General features: G+C 44.2%; 20 protein-coding genes. 4 read left to right on the top strand and 16 right to left on the bottom strand.

Features of this window, described 5'->3' with window-relative positions; genetic code table 11:
* Positions 1-35 precede the first annotated feature (35 nt).
* From ACQY3H_RS05800 to ACQY3H_RS05785, 4 genes are all read left to right on the top strand, one after another.
* Positions 36-665 (top strand): DUF805 domain-containing protein, encoded by a 630-nt coding sequence (locus tag ACQY3H_RS05800; RefSeq protein ID WP_428075631.1) that lies wholly within the window; start codon positions 36-38, stop codon positions 663-665.
* Between the two features lie 24 nt (positions 666-689).
* Complete coding sequence (tyrS, locus tag ACQY3H_RS05795) at positions 690-1,850, top strand: tyrosine--tRNA ligase (protein ID WP_428075630.1); 1,161 nt, start codon at positions 690-692, stop codon at positions 1,848-1,850.
* Between the two features lie 2 nt (positions 1,851-1,852).
* On the top strand, positions 1,853-2,818 hold the full coding sequence (gene mltG / locus ACQY3H_RS05790) for an endolytic transglycosylase MltG (RefSeq protein WP_428075629.1): 966 nt from the start codon (positions 1,853-1,855) through the stop codon (positions 2,816-2,818).
* Positions 2,819-2,906: 88 nt separating this feature from the next.
* Positions 2,907-3,416 (top strand): type IV pilin protein, encoded by a 510-nt coding sequence (locus ACQY3H_RS05785; protein ID WP_428075628.1) that lies wholly within the window; start codon positions 2,907-2,909, stop codon positions 3,414-3,416.
* Positions 3,417-3,483: 67 nt separating this feature from the next.
* Here the strand turns inward: ACQY3H_RS05785 and ACQY3H_RS05780 are convergent, their stop codons facing one another.
* The 16 genes from ACQY3H_RS05780 to rpmH form a co-directional block, all read right to left on the bottom strand.
* Positions 3,484-4,554, bottom strand: a complete 1,071-nt coding sequence (locus ACQY3H_RS05780; RefSeq protein ID WP_428075627.1) for a UDP-N-acetylglucosamine--N-acetylmuramyl-(pentapeptide) pyrophosphoryl-undecaprenol N-acetylglucosamine transferase — start codon at positions 4,552-4,554, stop codon at positions 3,484-3,486.
* Positions 4,555-4,557: 3 nt separating this feature from the next.
* On the bottom strand, positions 4,558-5,775 hold the full coding sequence (locus ACQY3H_RS05775) for an FtsW/RodA/SpoVE family cell cycle protein (RefSeq protein ID WP_428075626.1): 1,218 nt from the start codon (positions 5,773-5,775) through the stop codon (positions 4,558-4,560).
* Between the two features lie 2 nt (positions 5,776-5,777).
* Entirely contained in the window at positions 5,778-6,863 is a 1,086-nt protein-coding gene (mraY, locus tag ACQY3H_RS05770) for a phospho-N-acetylmuramoyl-pentapeptide-transferase (protein ID WP_428075625.1), read from the bottom strand.
* A 2-nt stretch (positions 6,864-6,865) separates the two neighbouring features.
* Complete coding sequence (locus ACQY3H_RS05765; protein WP_428075624.1) at positions 6,866-8,212, bottom strand: UDP-N-acetylmuramoyl-tripeptide--D-alanyl-D-alanine ligase; 1,347 nt, start codon at positions 8,210-8,212, stop codon at positions 6,866-6,868.
* Between the two features lie 22 nt (positions 8,213-8,234).
* Positions 8,235-9,929 (bottom strand): peptidoglycan D,D-transpeptidase FtsI family protein, encoded by a 1,695-nt coding sequence (locus ACQY3H_RS05760; RefSeq protein WP_428075623.1) that lies wholly within the window; start codon positions 9,927-9,929, stop codon positions 8,235-8,237.
* Between the two features lies 1 nt (position 9,930).
* A complete protein-coding gene (locus ACQY3H_RS05755; protein WP_428075622.1) occupies positions 9,931-10,185 on the bottom strand; it encodes a hypothetical protein in 255 nt (84 codons plus the stop codon).
* A 1-nt stretch (position 10,186) separates the two neighbouring features.
* Positions 10,187-11,068, bottom strand: coding sequence for a 16S rRNA (cytosine(1402)-N(4))-methyltransferase RsmH (rsmH, locus tag ACQY3H_RS05750; protein ID WP_428075621.1), 882 nt, complete (start codon positions 11,066-11,068; stop codon positions 10,187-10,189).
* Position 11,069: 1 nt separating this feature from the next.
* Entirely contained in the window at positions 11,070-12,296 is a 1,227-nt protein-coding gene (locus ACQY3H_RS05745; protein WP_428075620.1) for a hypothetical protein, read from the bottom strand.
* Entirely contained in the window at positions 12,293-12,940 is a 648-nt protein-coding gene (rsmG, locus tag ACQY3H_RS05740; protein WP_428075619.1) for a 16S rRNA (guanine(527)-N(7))-methyltransferase RsmG, read from the bottom strand. Before rsmG ends, ACQY3H_RS05745 begins: the two co-directional genes overlap by 4 nt.
* Positions 12,921-14,711, bottom strand: coding sequence for a tRNA uridine-5-carboxymethylaminomethyl(34) synthesis enzyme MnmG (gene mnmG / locus ACQY3H_RS05735; RefSeq protein WP_428075618.1), 1,791 nt, complete (start codon positions 14,709-14,711; stop codon positions 12,921-12,923). The genes rsmG and mnmG overlap by 20 nt, the downstream gene beginning before the upstream one ends.
* Before the next feature lie 3 nt (positions 14,712-14,714).
* Positions 14,715-16,064 carry a tRNA uridine-5-carboxymethylaminomethyl(34) synthesis GTPase MnmE gene (gene mnmE, locus ACQY3H_RS05730; RefSeq protein ID WP_428075617.1) on the bottom strand — a complete coding sequence of 450 codons (1,350 nt, stop codon included), beginning with the start codon at positions 16,062-16,064 and terminating at the stop codon, positions 14,715-14,717.
* A gap of 178 nt (positions 16,065-16,242) precedes the next feature.
* Positions 16,243-17,469, bottom strand: a complete 1,227-nt coding sequence (gene jag, locus ACQY3H_RS05725; protein ID WP_428075616.1) for an RNA-binding cell elongation regulator Jag/EloR — start codon at positions 17,467-17,469, stop codon at positions 16,243-16,245.
* Between the two features lie 11 nt (positions 17,470-17,480).
* Entirely contained in the window at positions 17,481-19,079 is a 1,599-nt protein-coding gene (gene yidC, locus ACQY3H_RS05720) for a membrane protein insertase YidC (RefSeq protein WP_428075615.1), read from the bottom strand.
* 69 nt (positions 19,080-19,148) lie between these two features.
* Positions 19,149-19,385, bottom strand: coding sequence for a membrane protein insertion efficiency factor YidD (gene yidD / locus ACQY3H_RS05715; RefSeq protein ID WP_428075614.1), 237 nt, complete (start codon positions 19,383-19,385; stop codon positions 19,149-19,151).
* Positions 19,386-19,772 (bottom strand): ribonuclease P protein component, encoded by a 387-nt coding sequence (gene rnpA, locus ACQY3H_RS05710; RefSeq protein ID WP_428075613.1) that lies wholly within the window; start codon positions 19,770-19,772, stop codon positions 19,386-19,388. It lies immediately after the preceding gene.
* Between the two features lie 5 nt (positions 19,773-19,777).
* Entirely contained in the window at positions 19,778-19,915 is a 138-nt protein-coding gene (gene rpmH, locus ACQY3H_RS05705) for a 50S ribosomal protein L34 (protein ID WP_087287867.1), read from the bottom strand.
* Positions 19,916-19,991: the final 76 nt, after the last annotated feature.

Raw genomic sequence — 19,991 nt, 5'->3', positions numbered from 1 at the left:
CGACGGTTTTGCTATAATATCTATATGGAGAAGATATGTTAAAACATTTATTTGGGTTTTCTTCCCGTTCCAATCGGGCAGAATTTTTGTTTTGGTTAGTGATGCTTGTTATTATTTGCTTGCCGGTATCTTCCCTTTTACAGTCGGCCGGGCAGGGCAATATGTTAGCCCTTTTGGCGCAACAAATATTGAGTATAATTATTTGTTGGTTTGATTGTGCTTTGATTGCACGCCGTCTGCACGATTTTGATTGGTCCGGCTGGTGGTCATTACTCGTCGTGCTTGGGTTGCCTTTCCTCATCATCATAGGTATATTCGTGGCTTTGTTCACTCGTACGATTTCTTTTTCTTTTGTTATGGGTGTGTTTGTTGTCATCTATGCAATTCTCAATTTAGTTTTGATGATTATTCCGGGCACTCCGGGAGAAAACCGCTTTGGCGCTTGCGATAAACATTATTATCCTGCATTTATGGACAAACGCGCTGTATTTAACGGAATGCTTGTTCTGTGGGTACTGTTCTCTATTTTTGGGGTCTATAACGGATCCCGTCGTGTACAAGAAATGGATACTATAATGATGCAATTACAAACAGAACAACAACAATATATGAACCAAATTCGCCAACAACGGATGCAAGCCCAACCGGCTGCTCCGTTGCAATAGCGACATTTATTTTAGGAGTATTTTATGACGATTGATGAACAAATTTCTTTTTTAACTCGCGGGTGCGTGGATATTGTGTCCAAAGCAGACCTCGCTAAAAAATTGGAAAGCGGAAAAACGCTTAAAGTAAAACTCGGTTGTGATCCGACCAGCGCCGACTTGCATTTGGGGCACAGTGTGGCCTTATCGCTCTTGCGCCGTTTCCAAGATTTGGGGCATAAAGCCGTACTTGTGATCGGCGATTTTACGGCCGCTATCGGCGATCCGTCCGGGCGCGATTCAACCCGTCCCGTTTTGGGCCGCGAACAAATTTTGCAAAATGCTAAAACCTATACCGACCAAGCCTTCAAAGTATTAGACCCCGCCAAGACGGAAATTTGTTTTAACAGCGAGTGGTTAGAGCCGTTTGTCAGCGGAAAAGATTTACTGCAAACCTTGCAAAAAATTACGGTCGCGCAAGTGTTGGAACGTGATGACTTCAAAAAACGTATGGCCGCCGGAAACCCGATCAGCATGTTAGAAGTGCTTTACAGTTTGTTCCAAGGGCAAGATTCTGTGGCTCTGCACGCTGATGTGGAACTGGGCGGTACAGACCAAATTTTCAATTTGCTCGTCGGCCGTCAATTACAAAAAAATAACGGCATAGAGCCGCAAGTAGCGCTAACCGTACCGTTGCTCGTCGGTTTGGACGGGGTGAAAAAAATGTCCAAATCATACGGCAATTATGTAGGGCTTAATGATGCACCTAATGATATGTTTGGCAAGTTAATGTCTATCCCCGATGAACTAATGCCGATGTATTACGAACTTTTAACCGATGAAAATTTAGACGAAATCAAAGCCATGCACCCAATGGCAGCCAAAAAGAAATTAGCCGGCATTTTAGTGACGCGCTTTCACAACGAACAAGCCGCCGCGGATGCCTTGGCCCATTTTGAACAAGTGTTTTCTAAAAAAGAAATCCCGACGGATATGCCGGAATTTAAGCCGGAACCGGGGGCCATGTTATCCGCCGTTTTATTTGCTGCCGGCGCGGCTGCCAGCAAAAATAAAGCACGTGGGCTGATTGAACAAGGCGCGGTTCGCTTAAAAGGCGAACGCATTACCCAAGACGGGCCATTAGCCTTTGAAAACGGCGACGTGTTACAAGCCGGGAAACGTCATTTCTTTAAACTGGTTAAATAAACATGAAAAAATTACTTTTGCTCTTTATTGTGTTTGTATTGCTCGTCGGAGGAATATACTGGGGAGCAAAAGTATATTTATTTAGTCCGGGCTCGCCCATGGTGTTTACTATTAACGCCGGGCAAAGCGGCAGTTCGGTAGCACGGGAACTGAAGAAGAAAGGTATTATCCGCAGTGAACTTTTATTCAAAATTGTATTAAAACTTACCTCAAACGATAGCGATTTGAAAGCCGGCAAATTTGATTTGCGAACAAATATGTCCGATTTTGAAGTCATCAACTGCATCAAAAGCGGACGTTGCACCCACTACGAGCGCGTTACCTTTTTAGAAGGTTGGCGCAGCGAAGAAATTGCCGAGCGGTTAGCCGAAATCGGTATTACCGATGCACACGATTTTATACGTATCGTGCGGGAAGATAAATTAGAAGGTAAATTATTTCCTTCTACGTATCTCTTTGCGGCAAATACGCCGGCGCAAACCGTTATCAACAAAATGACGGAGCAATACCATCAAGCCGCCGTTCCGTTGTTTGAACAATTCCCGACCGACCTTACGGAAAATCAAGTCCTTACGTTGGCCTCTATTGTGGAACGTGAAGCCGTTGTGCACGATGAGCGACCGAAAATTGCGGCTGTTTATATCAATCGTTTTAATATCGGTAAAAAATTAGAGGCCGACCCGACCGTCCAATACGCCTTGGGATATAATTTGAAAGAAAACCGCTATTGGAAAAAAGGATTAACTTATGGGGATTTGAAAACCGATTCCCCCTATAATACCTACCGTTACGGCGGACTACCGCCGGGGCCGATTTGTAACCCGGGTTATGAATCTATTAAAGCCGTTTTGCAACCCGAGCCGGATTTTGAAGCATTATATTTTGTGGCCGAATCTGAAGGCAGACACGTTTTTTCGCGTACTTATGACGAGCATAAACGTAATATCCGACGCATCCGCGGGAAATAAATTAGATTATAAATAACCGAAAAATTTCCCTTGAGAAATATACGAAAAAATCTTATACTATTAGTAGATTTATTATAGGAGAAAAATTATGAAAAAAGGTTTTACCTTGATTGAAATGTTAGTTGTTGTTTTAATCGTCGGCGTTTTGGCCGCCGTAGCGATCCCGCAGTTTGAATCTGCCATTGAAAAATCACGCACTACCGAGGCATTAGTGACGGCAAAAGCCATTAAAGATGCCGTTCAACGCTATTATCAGGCCAATCCCAACGAAATGGGAACCCCGGTGTGCCATTGGTATCAAATTGCTGATGTAGATTTGAACTCGGACCAATGGGCTCCGAAGATGAGCGCTGCCGGATCAGGAGGCTGCGATTCTTACCGCACACAGACTTTTACCTATGACCTCGGAGAAGATGCATTACTGATCTATCGTATAGACAGAGCCAATCCGGCTGCAGATAGAGATGCCCCCAGTGATCGTGACGCTGCAGAATATGAAATCAAATATATGATTACTCCTTACGATAACACCAAAGGGTGCGATTGGAGAGGTAATGAAAAATACGAATCCATTTGTAAGTTTATAGAAACGCTTTAGTTTTTTGGATGCAATAAAAAATACCCCGAGCAGAAGTTCGGGGTATTTTTTATGGTAAAAGTTTTGATTATAATTTCATCAATATCCGTGCGATATTGCGCGCAGCGTTAATCGGGTTCGGTAACCGTAAACGTAAATACGCATAGCGCATCAATGATAATTTACGTTTATCTAACTGATTAAACGCTTTGGGTAACGTTTGGGATAATTGGTCATCATCCGTCACGATAAGAGCCGCGCCTGCTTTTTCCAGAATTTTAGCATTATAATACTGGTGATTTGCCGCTGCATGCGGAAACGGTACAAATATCGTAGGCAGTTGGCAATAAATCAGTTCGGCTATGGTGCTTGCGCCACTGCGGCAAATTGCCGCATCTACCACTTGCATAAGGGCATAAATCTCGTGGCTGTATGGCAAAACCACCACGCGGGGATTATCCCCATGTAAATTCTTGACGTCTTGATACCATCGTTCCCCTGTAATATGAATAAATTGCCACGTAGTAGCCGTTTTGGCCAGTTGGGCAACGGCCGCGTTTAGGTGTTTAGCCCCTTGGCTTCCCCCCACCACTAAAACGGTACGACGGGTTGGATCTAATTGAAGATTACTGAAAATTTCGTTCCGGTCGGTAGGATTGGCAAATTCCGGGCGGATAGGAGTGCTGACTAATTTGGCATTTTTGAGTTTTTTATCTATCGGAAGGCCCAACATGAATAAATCAGCGAATTTGCCGCATATTTTGTTGGCTAATCCCAGGCGGGCATTAGAATCGTGTACGGCGGTTTTAATGCCCATAAAATGTGCGGTAAAAATCAGCGGGAATGAAATATACCCCCCCGTTCCTAATACAGCATGCGGGCGGAATTTGCGGATAATTTCACGTGTTTGCCGTAATGATTTTAGTAATTTACCTGTAAAACGGATATGGCGTAATGGGTTAATACTGCGCGGTAAGCCCATAAAATCAATTTCACGGTATTTCAGATGAGCGGCTTTCAAAATAGCAGCGGCCGGATCATTCTTTCGTACAATAAACAAAACTACACATCCACGTTGTTTAAGTGCTTTTCCCAAAGCAAAGCCCGGGTAAAAATGTCCGCCGGTTCCGCCGGACGCAATAATAAATCGTTTTTGCATAAGTTATTTATTCCTGTTTCTGTAAGATGTTACATCTTCGCGCAAATTATTTTGTGCGCTATCTACGGCGGCCAAATTTAAAATAATGCCCATCATCACCAGCGTCATAATAACGGATGATCCGCCATAGGAAAAGAAGGGCAATGCAATACCTTTTGTTGGCATTAACCCAATTGCCATAGCCATATTAAAGAAGGCCTGCAGACAAATAGTAATGGTTAAACCAAAAATAACCAAACTGCGAAAATGTGTCTTGGCCACTCCTGCCAAACTAATACCGCGTACTAACAGCCAACAAAAGCCAAATAAAATCAGCGCAATACGAAATAGCCCGAATTCTTCACACATTACCGAGAAAATAAAATCGGTATGGGCGGCGGGTAAATATTCTAATTTTAATTCGCTGTTTCCTAATCCTTTACCAAACCAACCGCCGGAACCGACGGCTAAGAACGATTGTACCAACTGATACCCGGTACTGCCTTCGGTGGCAAACGGGTTTAAGAACGAGAAAATACGGTCACGCCGATAACCCACAAAAAATAATTGGTGGATAATCAACGGGGACAGAATAACCGCAGGGACTACTAAATGCAGAAAACGCATCCCGGCTACTAACATCATACATACAAATACGATTCCCATTAAAAAGGGCGTCCCGAAATCACGTTCGGCCAAAATAAGCCCCAATGTAATACCGGCTACAAGCATTGGTTTGAATAATAATTTGACATTTCTTTCTAACCGTCCGGCTACGCTTTCCAAATAATGCGCAATATAAATAACCAAAGTTACTTTGGCAATTTCAGAAGGTTGCAGTTTGAAAAATCCAAAATCAATCCACCGGTGCACATTGGCTTGCGTACGGGTAAACAATACCCACACTAAAAAGAACCACGTTATATACATTAAATAAATAGGTTTGCACCATTTGGATTGTTGGATACGGTCATAGGTTTGTGTCAGTATAGCGGCCACAATTAAACCTAAAATATCAAAGATAAGTTGTCGCTTAAAAAATGCCGCGGAAGAAAATGCACTGGACGAATAGGTAAAAACAAGCCCGGTCATCACAAAGGCAAACGTAATGATGACCAACCGCTTATCCAAGCGCAACGGTCGCCAATCATTTCCTTTGTTCGTCGTAGATTGACGGTGGGCTGTCGTTTTGTGAAGCACCACCCCGCGCGAGCGTGAAGATGAACTAAATAATTTCCCCATACTTATCTAATTTTAAGCGATGCTAATGCAATTAACATTAACATAACGCCTACAATCCAAAACCGGACAATTACTTTCGGTTCGGCAATTCCCATCAGTTCAAAATGGTGGTGAATAGGAGCCATTTTGAATAATCGTTTGCCGTGTGTTAATTTGAAATATCCCATTTGTAACATAACAGATAGGGTTTCCAAGACGAATATTCCGCCGGCAATAGGTAGTAATAATTCTTGTTTAACGCATAAGGCAGCCGTTCCGATTACACCACCTAAAAACAGGGAACTGGTATCTCCCATAAATACTTGTGCCGGATACGCATTAAACCACAGGAAACCCATACATGCACCGACGAGTGCCCCCATAAATACGGTAATTTCTCCCGCGCCGGGCACGTAGATGATTTTTAAGTAATCGGCAAATTGAATATTGCCGGCCAAATAGGCAAATATACCGTAAGTTACCGCTGTAAATACCATACATCCGCTGGCTAATCCGTCCAATCCATCTGTCAGATTCGTAGCGTTGGATGAGCCCACAATCACGAGCATGGCAAACGCAAAATAGAATACAGATAAATTGATAAACATCTTGCTCATATACGGAATAATCAACGAGGTAGTATATTGTGCATTTGGCGGATTCATTCCCAGATATCCTACCACCACGATAGCCGTAAACAACTGTATGGCTAATTTAATAGACGATTTCATCCCTTCGGGATTTTTCTTAACAAGTTTGGTGTAATCGTCCATGACTCCCGCAAAACCTAACGTTACGGTGGTAAAAATAAGCAACCATATATACGCACTGTCCAGTCTGGCCCATAAGAGTACGCTGACAATCAAACTAACAAAGATCAGTATTCCGCCCATAGTCGGCGTTCCGCTTTTAGATAAGTGGGAAGCCGGGCCATATTCGCGCTCAATTTGTTGTATTTTATAAGAACGTAATTTGGCTACCACACGCGGGCCGATTAGTAACGTCAAAAAGAATGCTGTAAAAATCGCCGCGCCGGTGCGAAACGTAATGTAATTAAAAATATTCAAGAATCCAATATCATCTTTGAATAGGGATAAGTAGTACATCATAGTTAAATCTCCTTAAATATATTCTCAAAACGCATCGAGCGCGAGGCTTTGATTAAACATACAGCTCCGGGAGTCAACGCCTTTTGTAAGTCTGCCAACCATGCTTTGGAAGACAGCGAATAATGGGCTTTTACGCCGGACGCCGTTTTTAGAATATCATACGCGTAGTGCATTTCCGGCCCGGCTAAAAACACTTCGTTAATACCGTTTTCTACCACATGATGCGCCACCAAGCGGTGATAATCTTTAGAGGTATCTCCCAACTCTTTCATATCGCCTAAGACAGCAATCTTCGGCGAGGATTTTTCACGGCCGAGAATTTCCAAAGCGGTTTGCATACTGGCCGGGTTAGCATTGTAACAATCTAAAATGAAGTGTACGCCTTTTTTATCTATACGCTCTAAACGCATCGGCATGGGCGTAAACGATAGGAGCCCTTGCCGGATATTTTCTTCCGATAATCCTAGTGCAAAGGCGGCGGCACAGGCGGCTGCGGCATTTAATTTATCATGACGCTCAAAATGTTTTTGCAGTATAAATGCTTTACCTTGATAAATAAATGAGAAATCTTGCGTGTCTAATACCCGCAAATCGGCGGATTGCGCAAAACCAAAAGAAATTTGTTTGCCGGTAAATTCTTTTTTAAGTCTGGCTAAATATTCATTATCGGCATTATATACTAGCGTGCCGCCTTTGTTTAAGCAATGGGCAATTTCGGTTTTGGTTTTATAGACGGTTTCCAAATCTTTAAAACACGCCAAATGCGCCGCAGATACATTGGTAATTACCGCTACGTCCGGTATGGCTAATCGGGCCGTTTCTTCGATATCTCCGGGGTGGGAAGCGCCTAATTCAAATATGCCAAATTTATGTTTGGGTTGTATTTCTAATAACGAGAACGGTACACCGAACTGGTTATTAAAATTGCCTACATTGGCGACGGTTTCCCCCGCCGTTTGACAAATGGCTCGTAACATTTGTTTGGTGGTGCTTTTACCGTTAGAGCCGGTAATGGCGGCCACTTTAAGGGTGCTGTGTTGGCGGTGGTATTTAGCGATGGCCTGCAAGGCATGTTTCGTATCCGGAACAAGAATAAAAGCGGCTTTTGTGTTGGTGGGCACTGTAAAACCTTCTTCTTGGGCAATTACGACGTTGGCTCCTTTTTCTAATACTTGGCCGATAAATTGCCGGGCATCAAATTGTTCGCCTTTCAACGCAATAAATGCATCACCGGGGGCTACGATTCGGCTATCCGTTACAAACGAAGTAACAACGGTATCGGGTGAGCCGCCGACTTGCTTGCCGTGCATTACTTCGGTAAGTTTGCGAAGGGTAAAGTTTAGTTTCATAATAAAATCTCCTCAATAAAAATTAAAAATCTAATTGATCGGGCGGCACACCTTTGCGCGCCAAAAGCGGCTCTGCAATTTCCTTAAACACCGGGGCCGCCGCCGTTCCGCCGAAAGCATATTTCGCCGGGTTATCTAAAATCACTAAAATCGTAAATTGGGGATCCGTCGCCGGAACAAACCCACAAAAAGATACCACGTGACTACGTTTCCCATATCCTCCGCCGGCACTCAATTTCTCGGCCGTCCCTGTTTTTCCGGCTACATTATATCCCGCAATCCGCGCCCGTTTCCCCGAGCCGTTTTCTACCACACTTTGTAATACTTTTGTCATAATAGTGGCAGTATCTTTTTTATGAAAAACATTACGTATTTTAATCGGTTTAGCCCGCTTTTCTATTTTACCGTTTTCATATTCAATATGGTCTATTAAATGCGGTTGCATAAGGGTTCCCCCGTTAGCAATAGCGGAATAAGCCGTAATGAGTTGGATAGGAGTTACGGCAACCCCATAGCCATACCCTTTAGTAACGGTATCCACTTTGGTCCATTTGGTATGCGGCGTTAAACTTCCTTTAGATTCTCCGTTAAAATTGATATCGGTTTTAGAGCCAAACCCAAATGACTTAATATAATAAAATAAATTTTTTGCCCCCAGTTCCAACGCTATCTTTCCGGCCCCGATATTAGATGATAGTTGCATGATTTCCGGGATAGACAAATAGTCTTTATCATGTTGGTTGTCGCGAACCGTAAAACCTTTAACTACTTCCCATTTACGGTTTTCCATATATACGCTGTCGGTAATGCTGGCGGTTCCCGCATCAATAGCAGAGGCCACCGCAATCGTTTTGAAAGTAGAGCCCGGTTCATACGTAAATTGAAACGCAAGTGATTGCCCGTCTTTTATGGGATAAGAAGCAGCGGCCAAAATACGGCCTGTTTTCGGTTCTTGCACCAATGCAATACCATGTTCCGCACCCACGTCATCAACGGCCTTTTTTAAGGCTTTTTCGGCATAGAATTGGGCAACTTCATCTATGGTTAGATATACGTTTCCCACTTGTACTTCATTTTTTAATTTACGGTCATAAATAACTGCCCCGCGCCGAGCGTGTTTGGCCCGCTTTTTGCTGATATCTTGGCTTAGTTCCGTATTAAACATTTGTTCAATACCCGATAAGCCTAAATTTTTGGAGTTGGCCGAGCCGATAATATCCAAAGCACTTTCTCCGTAAGGATGGATACGTTCATATTCGGGTGTCAGTTCCAAACCTTGCCCTAACGGTGTATGCAATACGTCGGCAATTTTGATATAGGTATCGGGCTTGATTTTTTTGGCTACAAAAAAGAAATGTCCGGCCCGGTTCCATTTTTCTGTTAAACGGTTTTTGGGAATATCTAATGTTTTGGAAAGAAAATCAATGGTTTTCTCTTTATCTATGACGTAGCGTTTACTGATACCACACGAATGTGTGCGTACGGATTCGGCCAGGGCTTTGCCGTTAACATCTAAAATTTTACCGCGGATACGGTCTTCGGCTAAATAGTTATAAATAGCACGTTCGGCTTTGGACGCAAATTCTTCATGCAAGAAAGTTTGCATATAAAAAAGACGTACAAAAATAACCAAGGGGATTAACAACATCAAAAGCCCCAGCGTACGCATGCGGTTTTTGATGTTAAAAACAAGTGGAGATGAAACCGATTTACGCATATTATTTATCCAATACTACTACGTGGGATGGTTCAATAGGTTGTAAGCCGAATTTTTCTTTAGCCAGTTCGGAAATAGTTTGCGGATTAGACAAACGTAAAATTTCCAATTTCAAATACTGGTTGCGGGCTTCTTTAATTTCTACATCATTTTGAAGGATACCTACTGCCCGGCCCGAACGATTTACTTCAATACGAATCCACACCACCCCAAAAGCAATAAGGGCCATTAAAAACATAATTCTGAAAATCGGCATATTAGTTGTTCCTCTCTATCACACGTAATTTAGCACTACGGGCCCGATGATTTTGACGGACTTCATTATAATCGGGGGCTAATGCGTGTTTATTAATTAACGTCCATTGTCCGCTTTGCGCTAATGTTTTGAAATAGTTTTTCACCAAACGGTCTTCTAACGAATGAAACGTCAGTACGGCCGCACGGCCGCCGGGACGTACCAATTGGTCTAATGTTTTTAAGGCTTGTTCAACCGTTTCTAATTCTTTATTACAGGCAATACGAAGGGCCTGAAACGTTTGCGTAGCGGGATGTTTTTTCCCATAACGCGGTACTATATTTTCTACAATATTTTTCAAATCTTGTGTCGTTTGAATAGGCGCGTTTTTACGCGCAGCCATAATAGCCAGGGCAATTTTTTGGGCATTACGTTCTTCACCGTAGTCGGTTAAAATACGTACCAAGTCATCTAACGAGAACGTATTGACTATATCCGCAGCCGTTAACGTGGCCGATAAATCAAAACGCATATCCAGCGGTCCATTTTGCAGCAAACTAAACCCGCGTGCCGGATTATCTAATTGATACGAACTTAACCCTAAATCAAACAAAACACCATCGGCCCCGTTTATTCCCATTTCTTGCAACTTTTCAGGGGCTTGGGTATAACTGGCGTGAAAGGCTAGCAAACGCTTGTCGTTGACCCGTTCTTGTGCCATTGCAAGAGCTTCTTCGTCTTTATCAAATCCTAAGATACGGGCCTTCGGGCCTAACCGGGTTAAAAAGTATTTGGTATGTCCGCCAAGGCCAAGGGTTCCGTCTATATATATTCCATCCGGATTTTGTAGTAGCAAATCGGCGATTTGGCTGGCCATAATGGGAATATGTGTCCATGTGGTCATATTAAAATCCCCCCGAATAACTGGGCACCGGCACCGTTTGTAATTTGTTAATTTTTGTTTTTTGCGGTTGCGGTTTTGGGGCCGGTTTAGGAGCCTGTTTAGGCGCCGGTTTTGATACATTTGCCCCTGATTTGGTTGACGGTTTCCCGGCGGGTGTAATACCGTCTGCCGGCGGAAGTTGCGTCATAGCCGACGGCGGCGGGGCTTGCAAAATACGCCCTTCCTGATAGGCCTTTTGTAAATCGTGTAACCATACGTTTTGCAATACGCTAACTTTATTAAACGGCATACCGTACGTACGATATAATGCTTGGTGCAAGGGCGTCTTATTTTTTAACTCGGTACATAATTTGTAAAATTCATCACGCGAACGGTGGTTAAGCAGATAATCTACCAAACTATATGCTTGCGTGTACCAAAGCTCGGCTTTGGCAGTATCGTAGGAATTTAAATCTTCGGTGGCGGTCATTTCTTCAAGCGGAATGATATCTCCCGCTAAAATGCGCCGCAAACTATCATCAATCCACTGGGGCCTTTGTTTAGACTCGTATATTTGCATATACACGGCAATTCCTTCGCTTATCCACAATGGGGAAATCGTGGGCAGAAAATATCCGTCAAAATACAAGTGTGTCAATTCGTGCACGGAAAGCGGGAAGAAACTATTTCCCTCAATAACATACATACTATCCGATTGCAAATCGGACGATGCCCCTGACCACGAAGGCAAATGCGTAAAATTGTGGTAACTGTCACGCGTATTAAAGAGCATAACTAAAATTTTATTCGGCTTGACTACCAACGTAAAAGGCGTTAAGTCCAGCATTAAATTACCGTGGATATTATCCAATACGGTTTTGATATTTTGCGTAACGGGAGCGTCTTCGCGATAAATTAAATAGTTAAATGTATCAGCCGTCAGAAATCCGGGCGGTGGTGGGGCCCACCGGACTTTATGATAAGAATCTTGCGGACGAATGGCTTGTGTCGGCAATCCTTCTAATCCAGCGCCCCCTGCTACCCCGCTGTTTTTAGGAACGGTAAGTGCACTGGATGTCGTATTTAACGGGACCGGTTCCCCTGCAGATTTTTTAGTGTGTGAAGCCGGTTTGTCGGAAAAAACGGCTTTGACCACATCCCCCACTTCCCATGCATCTCCGACGGCTAGTCCGATCCCGAGCACCAGCAAAAACGAGAGCATAAATTTAAAGAAAAAATTATTACTCATTGTACTTCCTTTTCAAACAGTGCCAAGTGGCGATGTCTTTTATCACAAGGTAATTCGTACGGTATTTCCCGTATAAATCGGCCTGCATATTTTTGTGCCGGAACCGACGACGCAAGCGAATTTTCCCCCTGATACGCTACGAAATATCCGCCCGATTTTACGGCGGATAAACAAATGCCTAAAATATCGGAGAGTTGTCCCATCGCCCGCTCGGTAACAAAATCGGCCTGTAATTCTTTTTTCTCGCCGAGGCGTACTTGTTTTACTTGCACATTTTTAAGTCCTATATTCAAAATTGTCCAATTCAAAAACGCACACCGCTTTTCCAAACTTTCTATAAGTGTTACTTGTACATTCGGTAATGCTGCGGCAATCGTTAAACCGATATAGCCCGCCCCCGAGCCTGCATCAATAAGCGAAATCTTTTCTGGCCGCTTATCGGCCAAGTTTCGTACGCACGCGGCTCCTTGTAAACCGTCGCAAATATGGCGCGTTAAAATCTCATCTAAACTAGCCGCACTGGTTAAATTCAAAAAATCTTTTTTCTGCCATACACATTGTGCATAACGAACCAATGTTTGGGCTTGCTCGGCCGACAGCGGTAACTCAATTTTTTCAGCAAAATTAACGAGCGTTTGCCACATGTTTCAGTCTCCTAAACCGCTCAATGTGTACAGCAAGCAGTTGAATATCCGACGGTGTAACCCCCGGGATACGACTTGCTTGCCCCAAGGTCTGTGGTTTAACTTCGCGCAGTTTTTGCGCACTTTCAAATAAGAGTCCGCGCACGGTTGACGGATCAAATCCTTCCGGAATTTTTATGGCATCCACTTCGGCTAATTTCTCGGCATCTTTTTTGTTACGTTCGTAATAGCCTTCGTATTTATGGTGAATATCAGCGTGTCTGCGTGCTTTTTCTGCCGACCAAGGAAATAAATCCGGATCTTCGCAAATCACTGCATTGATGTTATTTTTTAACGTGTCGCATAAGGCACGATATTTTTCAAAAGCGGGTTCATAGGTTTTATCTAACAATCCTAACCGGAATGCATGGGGCATTAAGCGTAAATCGGCGTTATCGTTACGTAGTAAAATACGATATTCGGCACGCGAGGTGAACATACGGTATGGCTCATTGACGCCTTTGGTAACCAGGTCGTCAATCAAAACGCCGATATATGCCTCGTCGCGGCGCAACACGAACGGCTCTTTGCCTTGTACTTTTAGTGCGGCATTGATACCCGCCATCAGCCCTTGTCCGCCGGCTTCTTCGTATCCGGTTGTACCGTTAATTTGTCCGGCGCAAAATAAACCGGGGCCAATTTTGCTCTCCAAATGTGGGTATAAGTCCATGGGATCGGAGCAATCATACTCCACCGCATATCCCATACGCGTAATAGAGGCATTTTCCATACCGGGTACAGAAGCAATCAACGCGCGTTGCACGTCTTCGGGCATACTGGTAGAAAACCCTTGAATGTAAAATTCTTCGGTATGTGCGCCTTCCGGCTCTAAAAATAGCGGGTGGGAAGTTACTTCCGGGAATTTCTTAATTTTGTCTTCTACCGACGGACAATACCGCGGCCCTTGGCTGTGGATATTGCCGCCGTACATAGCCGAGCGTTGGAAATTTTCGCGTAAAATTTTATCGGTAGCCAAAGTTGTATGCGTGATATAACAACTTAAAAACTTTCGTTTTTGCTGTTCTTTTTCGTCGGTAAAATGGGAAATCGGTTGCAAGGGGTTGTCCGATGGTTGCAAACGAAATTTGGAATAATCAAGTCCGCGTGCGTTAATACGCATAGGGGTGCCCGTCTTAAAACGCATTAAGTGTAAGCCAAGTTCTGTACTTAAATTTTTAGAAAGCAAGTTGGACGGCATATCGTTATATCGTCCACCGGGTGTCATTACCGTGCCGATGTGAATGGTGCCACCCAAGAAAGTTCCCGTCGTCAAAATAACGGTTTTAGTGTGATAGAGCGTATCACGCAAGGTCAAGACTCCGTCAATTTTGTTATCGGTGGTTGTCAACCGGACGGCTTCATCTTGCATAATATCCAAATTAGGTTGCAGTTCCAAAAAATGCTTAAACGTGAATTGATAAACTTTTTTATCGCATTGGACACGTGGTGAGTGTACCGCCGGACCTTTGCCGGTATTTAACATGTGATAATGCAAGGCGGAAAAATCGGTTACGCGGCCCATGGCCCCACCGAGTGCATCAATCTCGCGCACGATTTGCCCTTTGGCAATTCCGCCGATAGACGGATTGCACGACATTTGAGCAATTGTATCTAAATTCTGCGTAAGTAATAGTGTTTTGGCACCGAGTTTGGCAGCCGCCAAAGCGGCCTCGCATCCGGCGTGTCCGCCCCCGATAACTACTACGTCATATTGTTCACTGCAAACAAACATTTTTTACTTCCCCATACAAAATTTGGAAAAAATAACGCCTAAAATATCGTCGGGCGTTACTTCTCCCATTAAATCTTTTAAGTGCGTCAGGGCACCGCGCAAATGTTCGGCATAAATTTCGCCGCCTGCGTTTTTAGTGAGTTGCATCAGTGCGCTTTCCAATTCCGTTTGCGCACGTAATAATTCTTCATAATGGCGTAAATTGGAAATTAGCAAACTGTCTTTTTCTACCTCGTTCATGGGAGCGGTTAGCGTGTTTTTTAATTCATTTAGTCCGGCGCCCGTTTTACAAGAAACGGTAAATTGGGTGTACTGTGTTACGTTTTCTAAATCTATTTTTCCCGAAGATGGTTTATCGGTTTTGTTGAGCACGATAAGCGTACGCTTGTGTTGCGTTTGAATATCTTGCCACAGTTGTTTTTCTTCCGCACAAACAGGGCGAGACGAGTCTAATACAAACAAGATGACATCGGCATTTTCCATGGCACGCTTGCTGCGGCGCATACCTTCTTGCTCGGCTACATCTAATGCGTGAGCACGGATCCCTGCCGTATCGGTTAACCGGATTTTTTGACCGTTAATTTCCAAAGTTTCTTCCACGGTATCACGCGTGGTGCCGCATACATCGGTCACAATAGCGCGGTCAAAACCGACAAGTGCGTTTAATAAACTGGATTTACCGCTGTTAGGGGCGCCGACGATAGCCACTTTCAGTCCGTCTTTAATTAAACGTCCGACGGAAAATGTATCGGTTAAGGTTCTAATAGCGGTTAAAACGGCGGTAATTTCTTGTGTAATAAAATCGGTGGAAAGAGGCGTCATTTCTTCGTCAACATCATCTAAACGTACTTCAATTTGTGCTAAAAGTTCAGTTAGTTTTGTTTTAATTTCGCTTAGTTTGCCGCTTAGTTTGCCGTCTAACGCGTTCATGGCTAGACGGTGGGCGGATTGGTTCCCGGCGGCAATTAGGTCGCAGAGTCCTTGCGCTTCCACTAGGTCCATTTTGCCGTTGAGAAAAGCGCGCTGGCTAAATTCCCCCCGTTTGGCGGGAACCGCACCGGATTGGCATAATAACTCTAACGTGCGTCCGATAATATACGGCGAGCCGTGCAAGGCAAACTCCACGACATCTTCGCCCGTAAATGAGTGCGGGGCTTTGAAGTAGGTAACAAGGGCTTTGTCTAATATGTTTTTTCCGTCGTAAATAGAGCAAAAAGTTTGACGCCGCGGCTCAAAGAGTTGCGTTTTACTGGTAAGCGTATGCGTAATAACAAGCGCGTCCGGGCCGGACAGCCGCACCAAGGCTACTGCCCCCCCTTGTCCGCTTGCAAGCGCGCAGATAGTAGATTGCATACCATTATTTTATCAATTTTAGGGCGTAAACGCACCCCTTTTTTAGTGTATTTTTCAAGAGTTATATCCCCCTATCTTTTTTGTCATCTTGCTTGCTGGCGATATTTTGTTAAAGCAATCAAAAAAACCGCCCTTATCCATAATTGGAAAAGGGCGGATATTTGTTAGGGAAAACCGTTTATTTATTTTCGGTATTTTCCGTAGCGGTTGCAAATAACGGACCGCAATCGGCAGCCGTTCCTTGCGGTTTGGCTTCCGTCGTAGATTGGGCAACAGGTTGTTCTTGCGTAGTCACCGGTGCGGTGGACGGTTGCGCTTGAGTAGTTTTGGCGGCGGGTTCTTGTACGGTTTGTACCGTTTCCATAACCGCCGTTTCTTCCACTTTTACCCCATCTTGCGTAGTATGTGTTTCCATGACCGCATTTACGGTTACTTCAGCGCAGACTTGTGTTTCGGAAGATGGTGTTGCTGTCGTTTCTTCCGGTTTATCTTCCCCGATTACACCGGGTACAAAATCTGCCGGGGCTTTACGCGTGTTTAAGAGTTCGGCCACTTTTTCCGTCGGACGGAAGGTTACTTTGCGCCATTTTCCTTCCCCTTCAGACGCCGTGGTGACATATTCGTTACCTTCTAATGCACGGTGAATATAACGGCGAAGCTGCGCCGGCATCGGGCGGAAACGAAATACACTATGACCGCTCTTAATCAGTTCAATACCGCGTTCAATTTCGGCATTGAGTTTATCTTCGGCTTTGCGCCAATAGTTTTGCGTATCGGTAATCACCGAAATCGGTTTGTCAAAGTGGCGGCTTAACGCAAGCGTGGACAAGTATTGTATGGCCTCTAACGTTTTGCCTTCTTTACCGATAACTATAGCCGGGTGGTCGCAATCAAACGTAAGCAAAATGCGTTGTTGTTTTTCGTCCCACCAAACATTGAGATTTTCCACTTTTACGCCCATATGCGTAAGCACTTGTTCCAAGTGTTCTTTGGCTTCTTGCATGGGGGCTTTCAAATTTTCCGGAATTACGGCATTGCGAATTTCTTCCGACGGTAATTGTTGAGGTTCATTTTCTTTAGGGGCTCTTTCGGCGCGCGGAATACGAACTTCTAAATCTTCGGTACGGCGGCGGGCATAACGGCGTCCTCCGTTACGTCCGTTGCGGCCTTTTCCCCCTTTGCGTTTGGGAATATCCATATAAATTTGCGCATCCAAATCGGCACTGCTCCAACGTTTGGGACGTAATTCCACAATAGCATCCTTGGCACCGATTCCTAAAAAGCCTTTTTTAGGTTGTTGCAAGACGGATACTTCCACTTGATCACGGCGCAATCCTAATTTTTTAAGGCCTTTGGTAATAGCTTGCGAAACTTCTTTGGCTTCTATTTTAATTTTGTTTGGCATATAAAATCTCCTTAATTAGTTTTAGCAATACGACGGTTTAATGTGACTTGAATTGCAAACGTCAGCAAACTGTTCGTCAACCAGTACAACACCAATCCCGATGGGAAGTTCATAAACAACAGCGTAAAAATAAGCGGCATATATTTGAACATAGCGGCTTGTGCCGGATCTGTTCCCGCCGGCATAGAATGACGTTGTTGGAAGAACATCACCGCACCCATTAAAAGCGGCAAGATGTAATACGGGTCTTTAGACGACAAGTCCGTTATCCACAATACAAACTTAGCCCCGTGCAACGCCCACGACGTACGTAGTGCATTAAACAGCGCTAAGAAAATCGGTAACTGAATCAGTAACGGCAAGCACCCTGATAACGGATTGACCTTATGTTTACGATATAAGTTCAATGTTTCACGGTTGAGGGCTTCAGGGTTGCCTTTGTATTTTTCTTGAATGCGTTTCATTTCCGGTTGGATTTTTTTCATTTGCGCGGCTGATTTTAATTGCATCACCGTAAAGCGCAGTAAAAGCAACTGGATAAGTATAGTCATCAAAATAATAGCAACGCCGTAATTCCCCGTCCAACCGTATAACCACTCTAATACGTTGCGGGCCAGTTTACCCAGCGAACCGAAAAACCCGAACGCGATACTGCGTTCAAAGTGATACGGTAATTTTAAGAAGGCTTTATAATCTTTCGGCCCGAAGTAAAAATCGGACTTATATGATACGGTAGATTTCGCGGCGACGGTTACACCGGGTACGGCAATTTGCAACGCCGGGCCGTCTAACTCTCCTTCGGATAAACCGAAAAAGCGTTTTTGTTTGCCGACAGTTACTTTTTGGGCGGATAATTCACCGGGAGTCCACTCTTGCGGAATAAGCACTGCTAAAAAGTAACGGTTTTCAAGTCCGGCCCACATCCACGGTAAAGAAGGTTGTTTGCTTTTGGGTGTGAATGTTTCCAACGTCGGTTTGCGTTTATCTTCTTCTTGCACGAGATAAACGGCTTTAGACTCGCGCTCGTTATCGTTCATTTCACTTTTGACGGTAGCCAAACCGGGGCCGAAATTCCACTTCCAAGGCGAAAGTGTCAAATCGCGTCCGGTGCTGTTATGAAACGATACCGTAAGTTGGTTGATGCCGTTTTCATTAAATGTATATGTTTTTTGAACGGAAAAACCGGCAATAATATCCCCGGTAAACGTAATGGAATTTTGGGTGCGGGAATATTCAACAAAGTCAATTTCGGGCAAGGTGGAAAAATAGCCTTCTCCGTCGTACGGAGTCAAGTCCACATCTCCCAAAATATCTTTGAATAAGTATGTTTTGATACCGGCCCCTTTAGAAGAAAACGTTACATCTGCTTGCGGCAAATTTAACGTAATCAGTTCTTCCGGTTTGGGAGCAGTAGCCGATTCTTTACTTACGAGTGCCGTTTCCCCCGCACGAACGAGTGTAGCGGCGGTTTGTTTTTCTTGTTCTTGTTTTCTGAGTTGCTCTTCAGCGGCTTGTTGAGCGGCTTTGGCGCGTGGGACAACTACAAACTGATTATATCCTGTTAAAAATAACAGAAAAATCATCAGCGTAGTCAAAAACTGTCTGTTCATAGAAACTCCTTAATCGGCCTAGACATGTGCGTCTAAGCAAACGGGAAAAACAGACGGATAGAAAAACGATTAGGGCACCGGGTCGTATCCACCTTCATGAAAAGGGTGGCATTTTAATAGACGCCGGGCGGCTAAATAACAGCCCTTTAGCGCACCATATTTAACAATGGCTTCTTTTGCATACTGACTACAAGTCGGCGTAAAACGGCAAACACCGCGCGGCCCGAGTAAAGGTCGCACGACAACCATTCCTGCCGTAAGTATGCCTAGTGTAAGTTGGGTAACCCAACGAGAAAACCGTTGCATTTAATTCTCCCCCGACTCATTCGGGGCGGATAGCGGTTTAAGTAATGCGGTCTGACCGCTAATTGACTTGAGTGCTTCTTGCACGGCATGCAAATTACTTAATTTCTCACTATCCCGCGGACTAACGATAATATCAATGCCGTCCGCCCAATTTTTTCTATTTAGTCTGAAAACTTCCCGCAGTAATCTTTTTATGCGGTTACGTACTACAGCAGGGCCTAATTTGCGGGAAACGACTACTGCAAAGCGGGATGGGCGGTTATCATTTCGTACCACGTACCACACGATAAGTCCGTTTCCTTTTAATTTAATGCCGCCTAAAATAACGCGCTCAAAATCACGTTTAAGATGTAGGCGGCAAGAGTGCGGCAAACCCTGCTTGGGCATAAAAACTAGGCCCGGATAAGTTCGTGGCGGCCTTTGGCACGGCGAGCACTAAGCACTTTGCGTCCGCCGGCAGTAGCCATGCGAGCTCTAAAACCAATGTGTTTAGCACGTCTTCTTTTATTAGGTCTGTATGTCGGTAACATGTTATTCTTATACGTTAATTCTGGCCCGCAAGGCGAACTGAAAAAAACGTATCTCCTATTTATAATTTCAAAGGGT

Origin of the sequence: Candidatus Avelusimicrobium luingense (assembly GCF_902757105.1) — a bacterium.
GTDB lineage: Bacteria > Elusimicrobiota > Elusimicrobia > Elusimicrobiales > Elusimicrobiaceae > Avelusimicrobium > Avelusimicrobium luingense.
The sequence above is the reverse complement of the archived record's forward strand: the minus strand, read 5'-3'. Positions and strand labels throughout refer to the sequence as shown.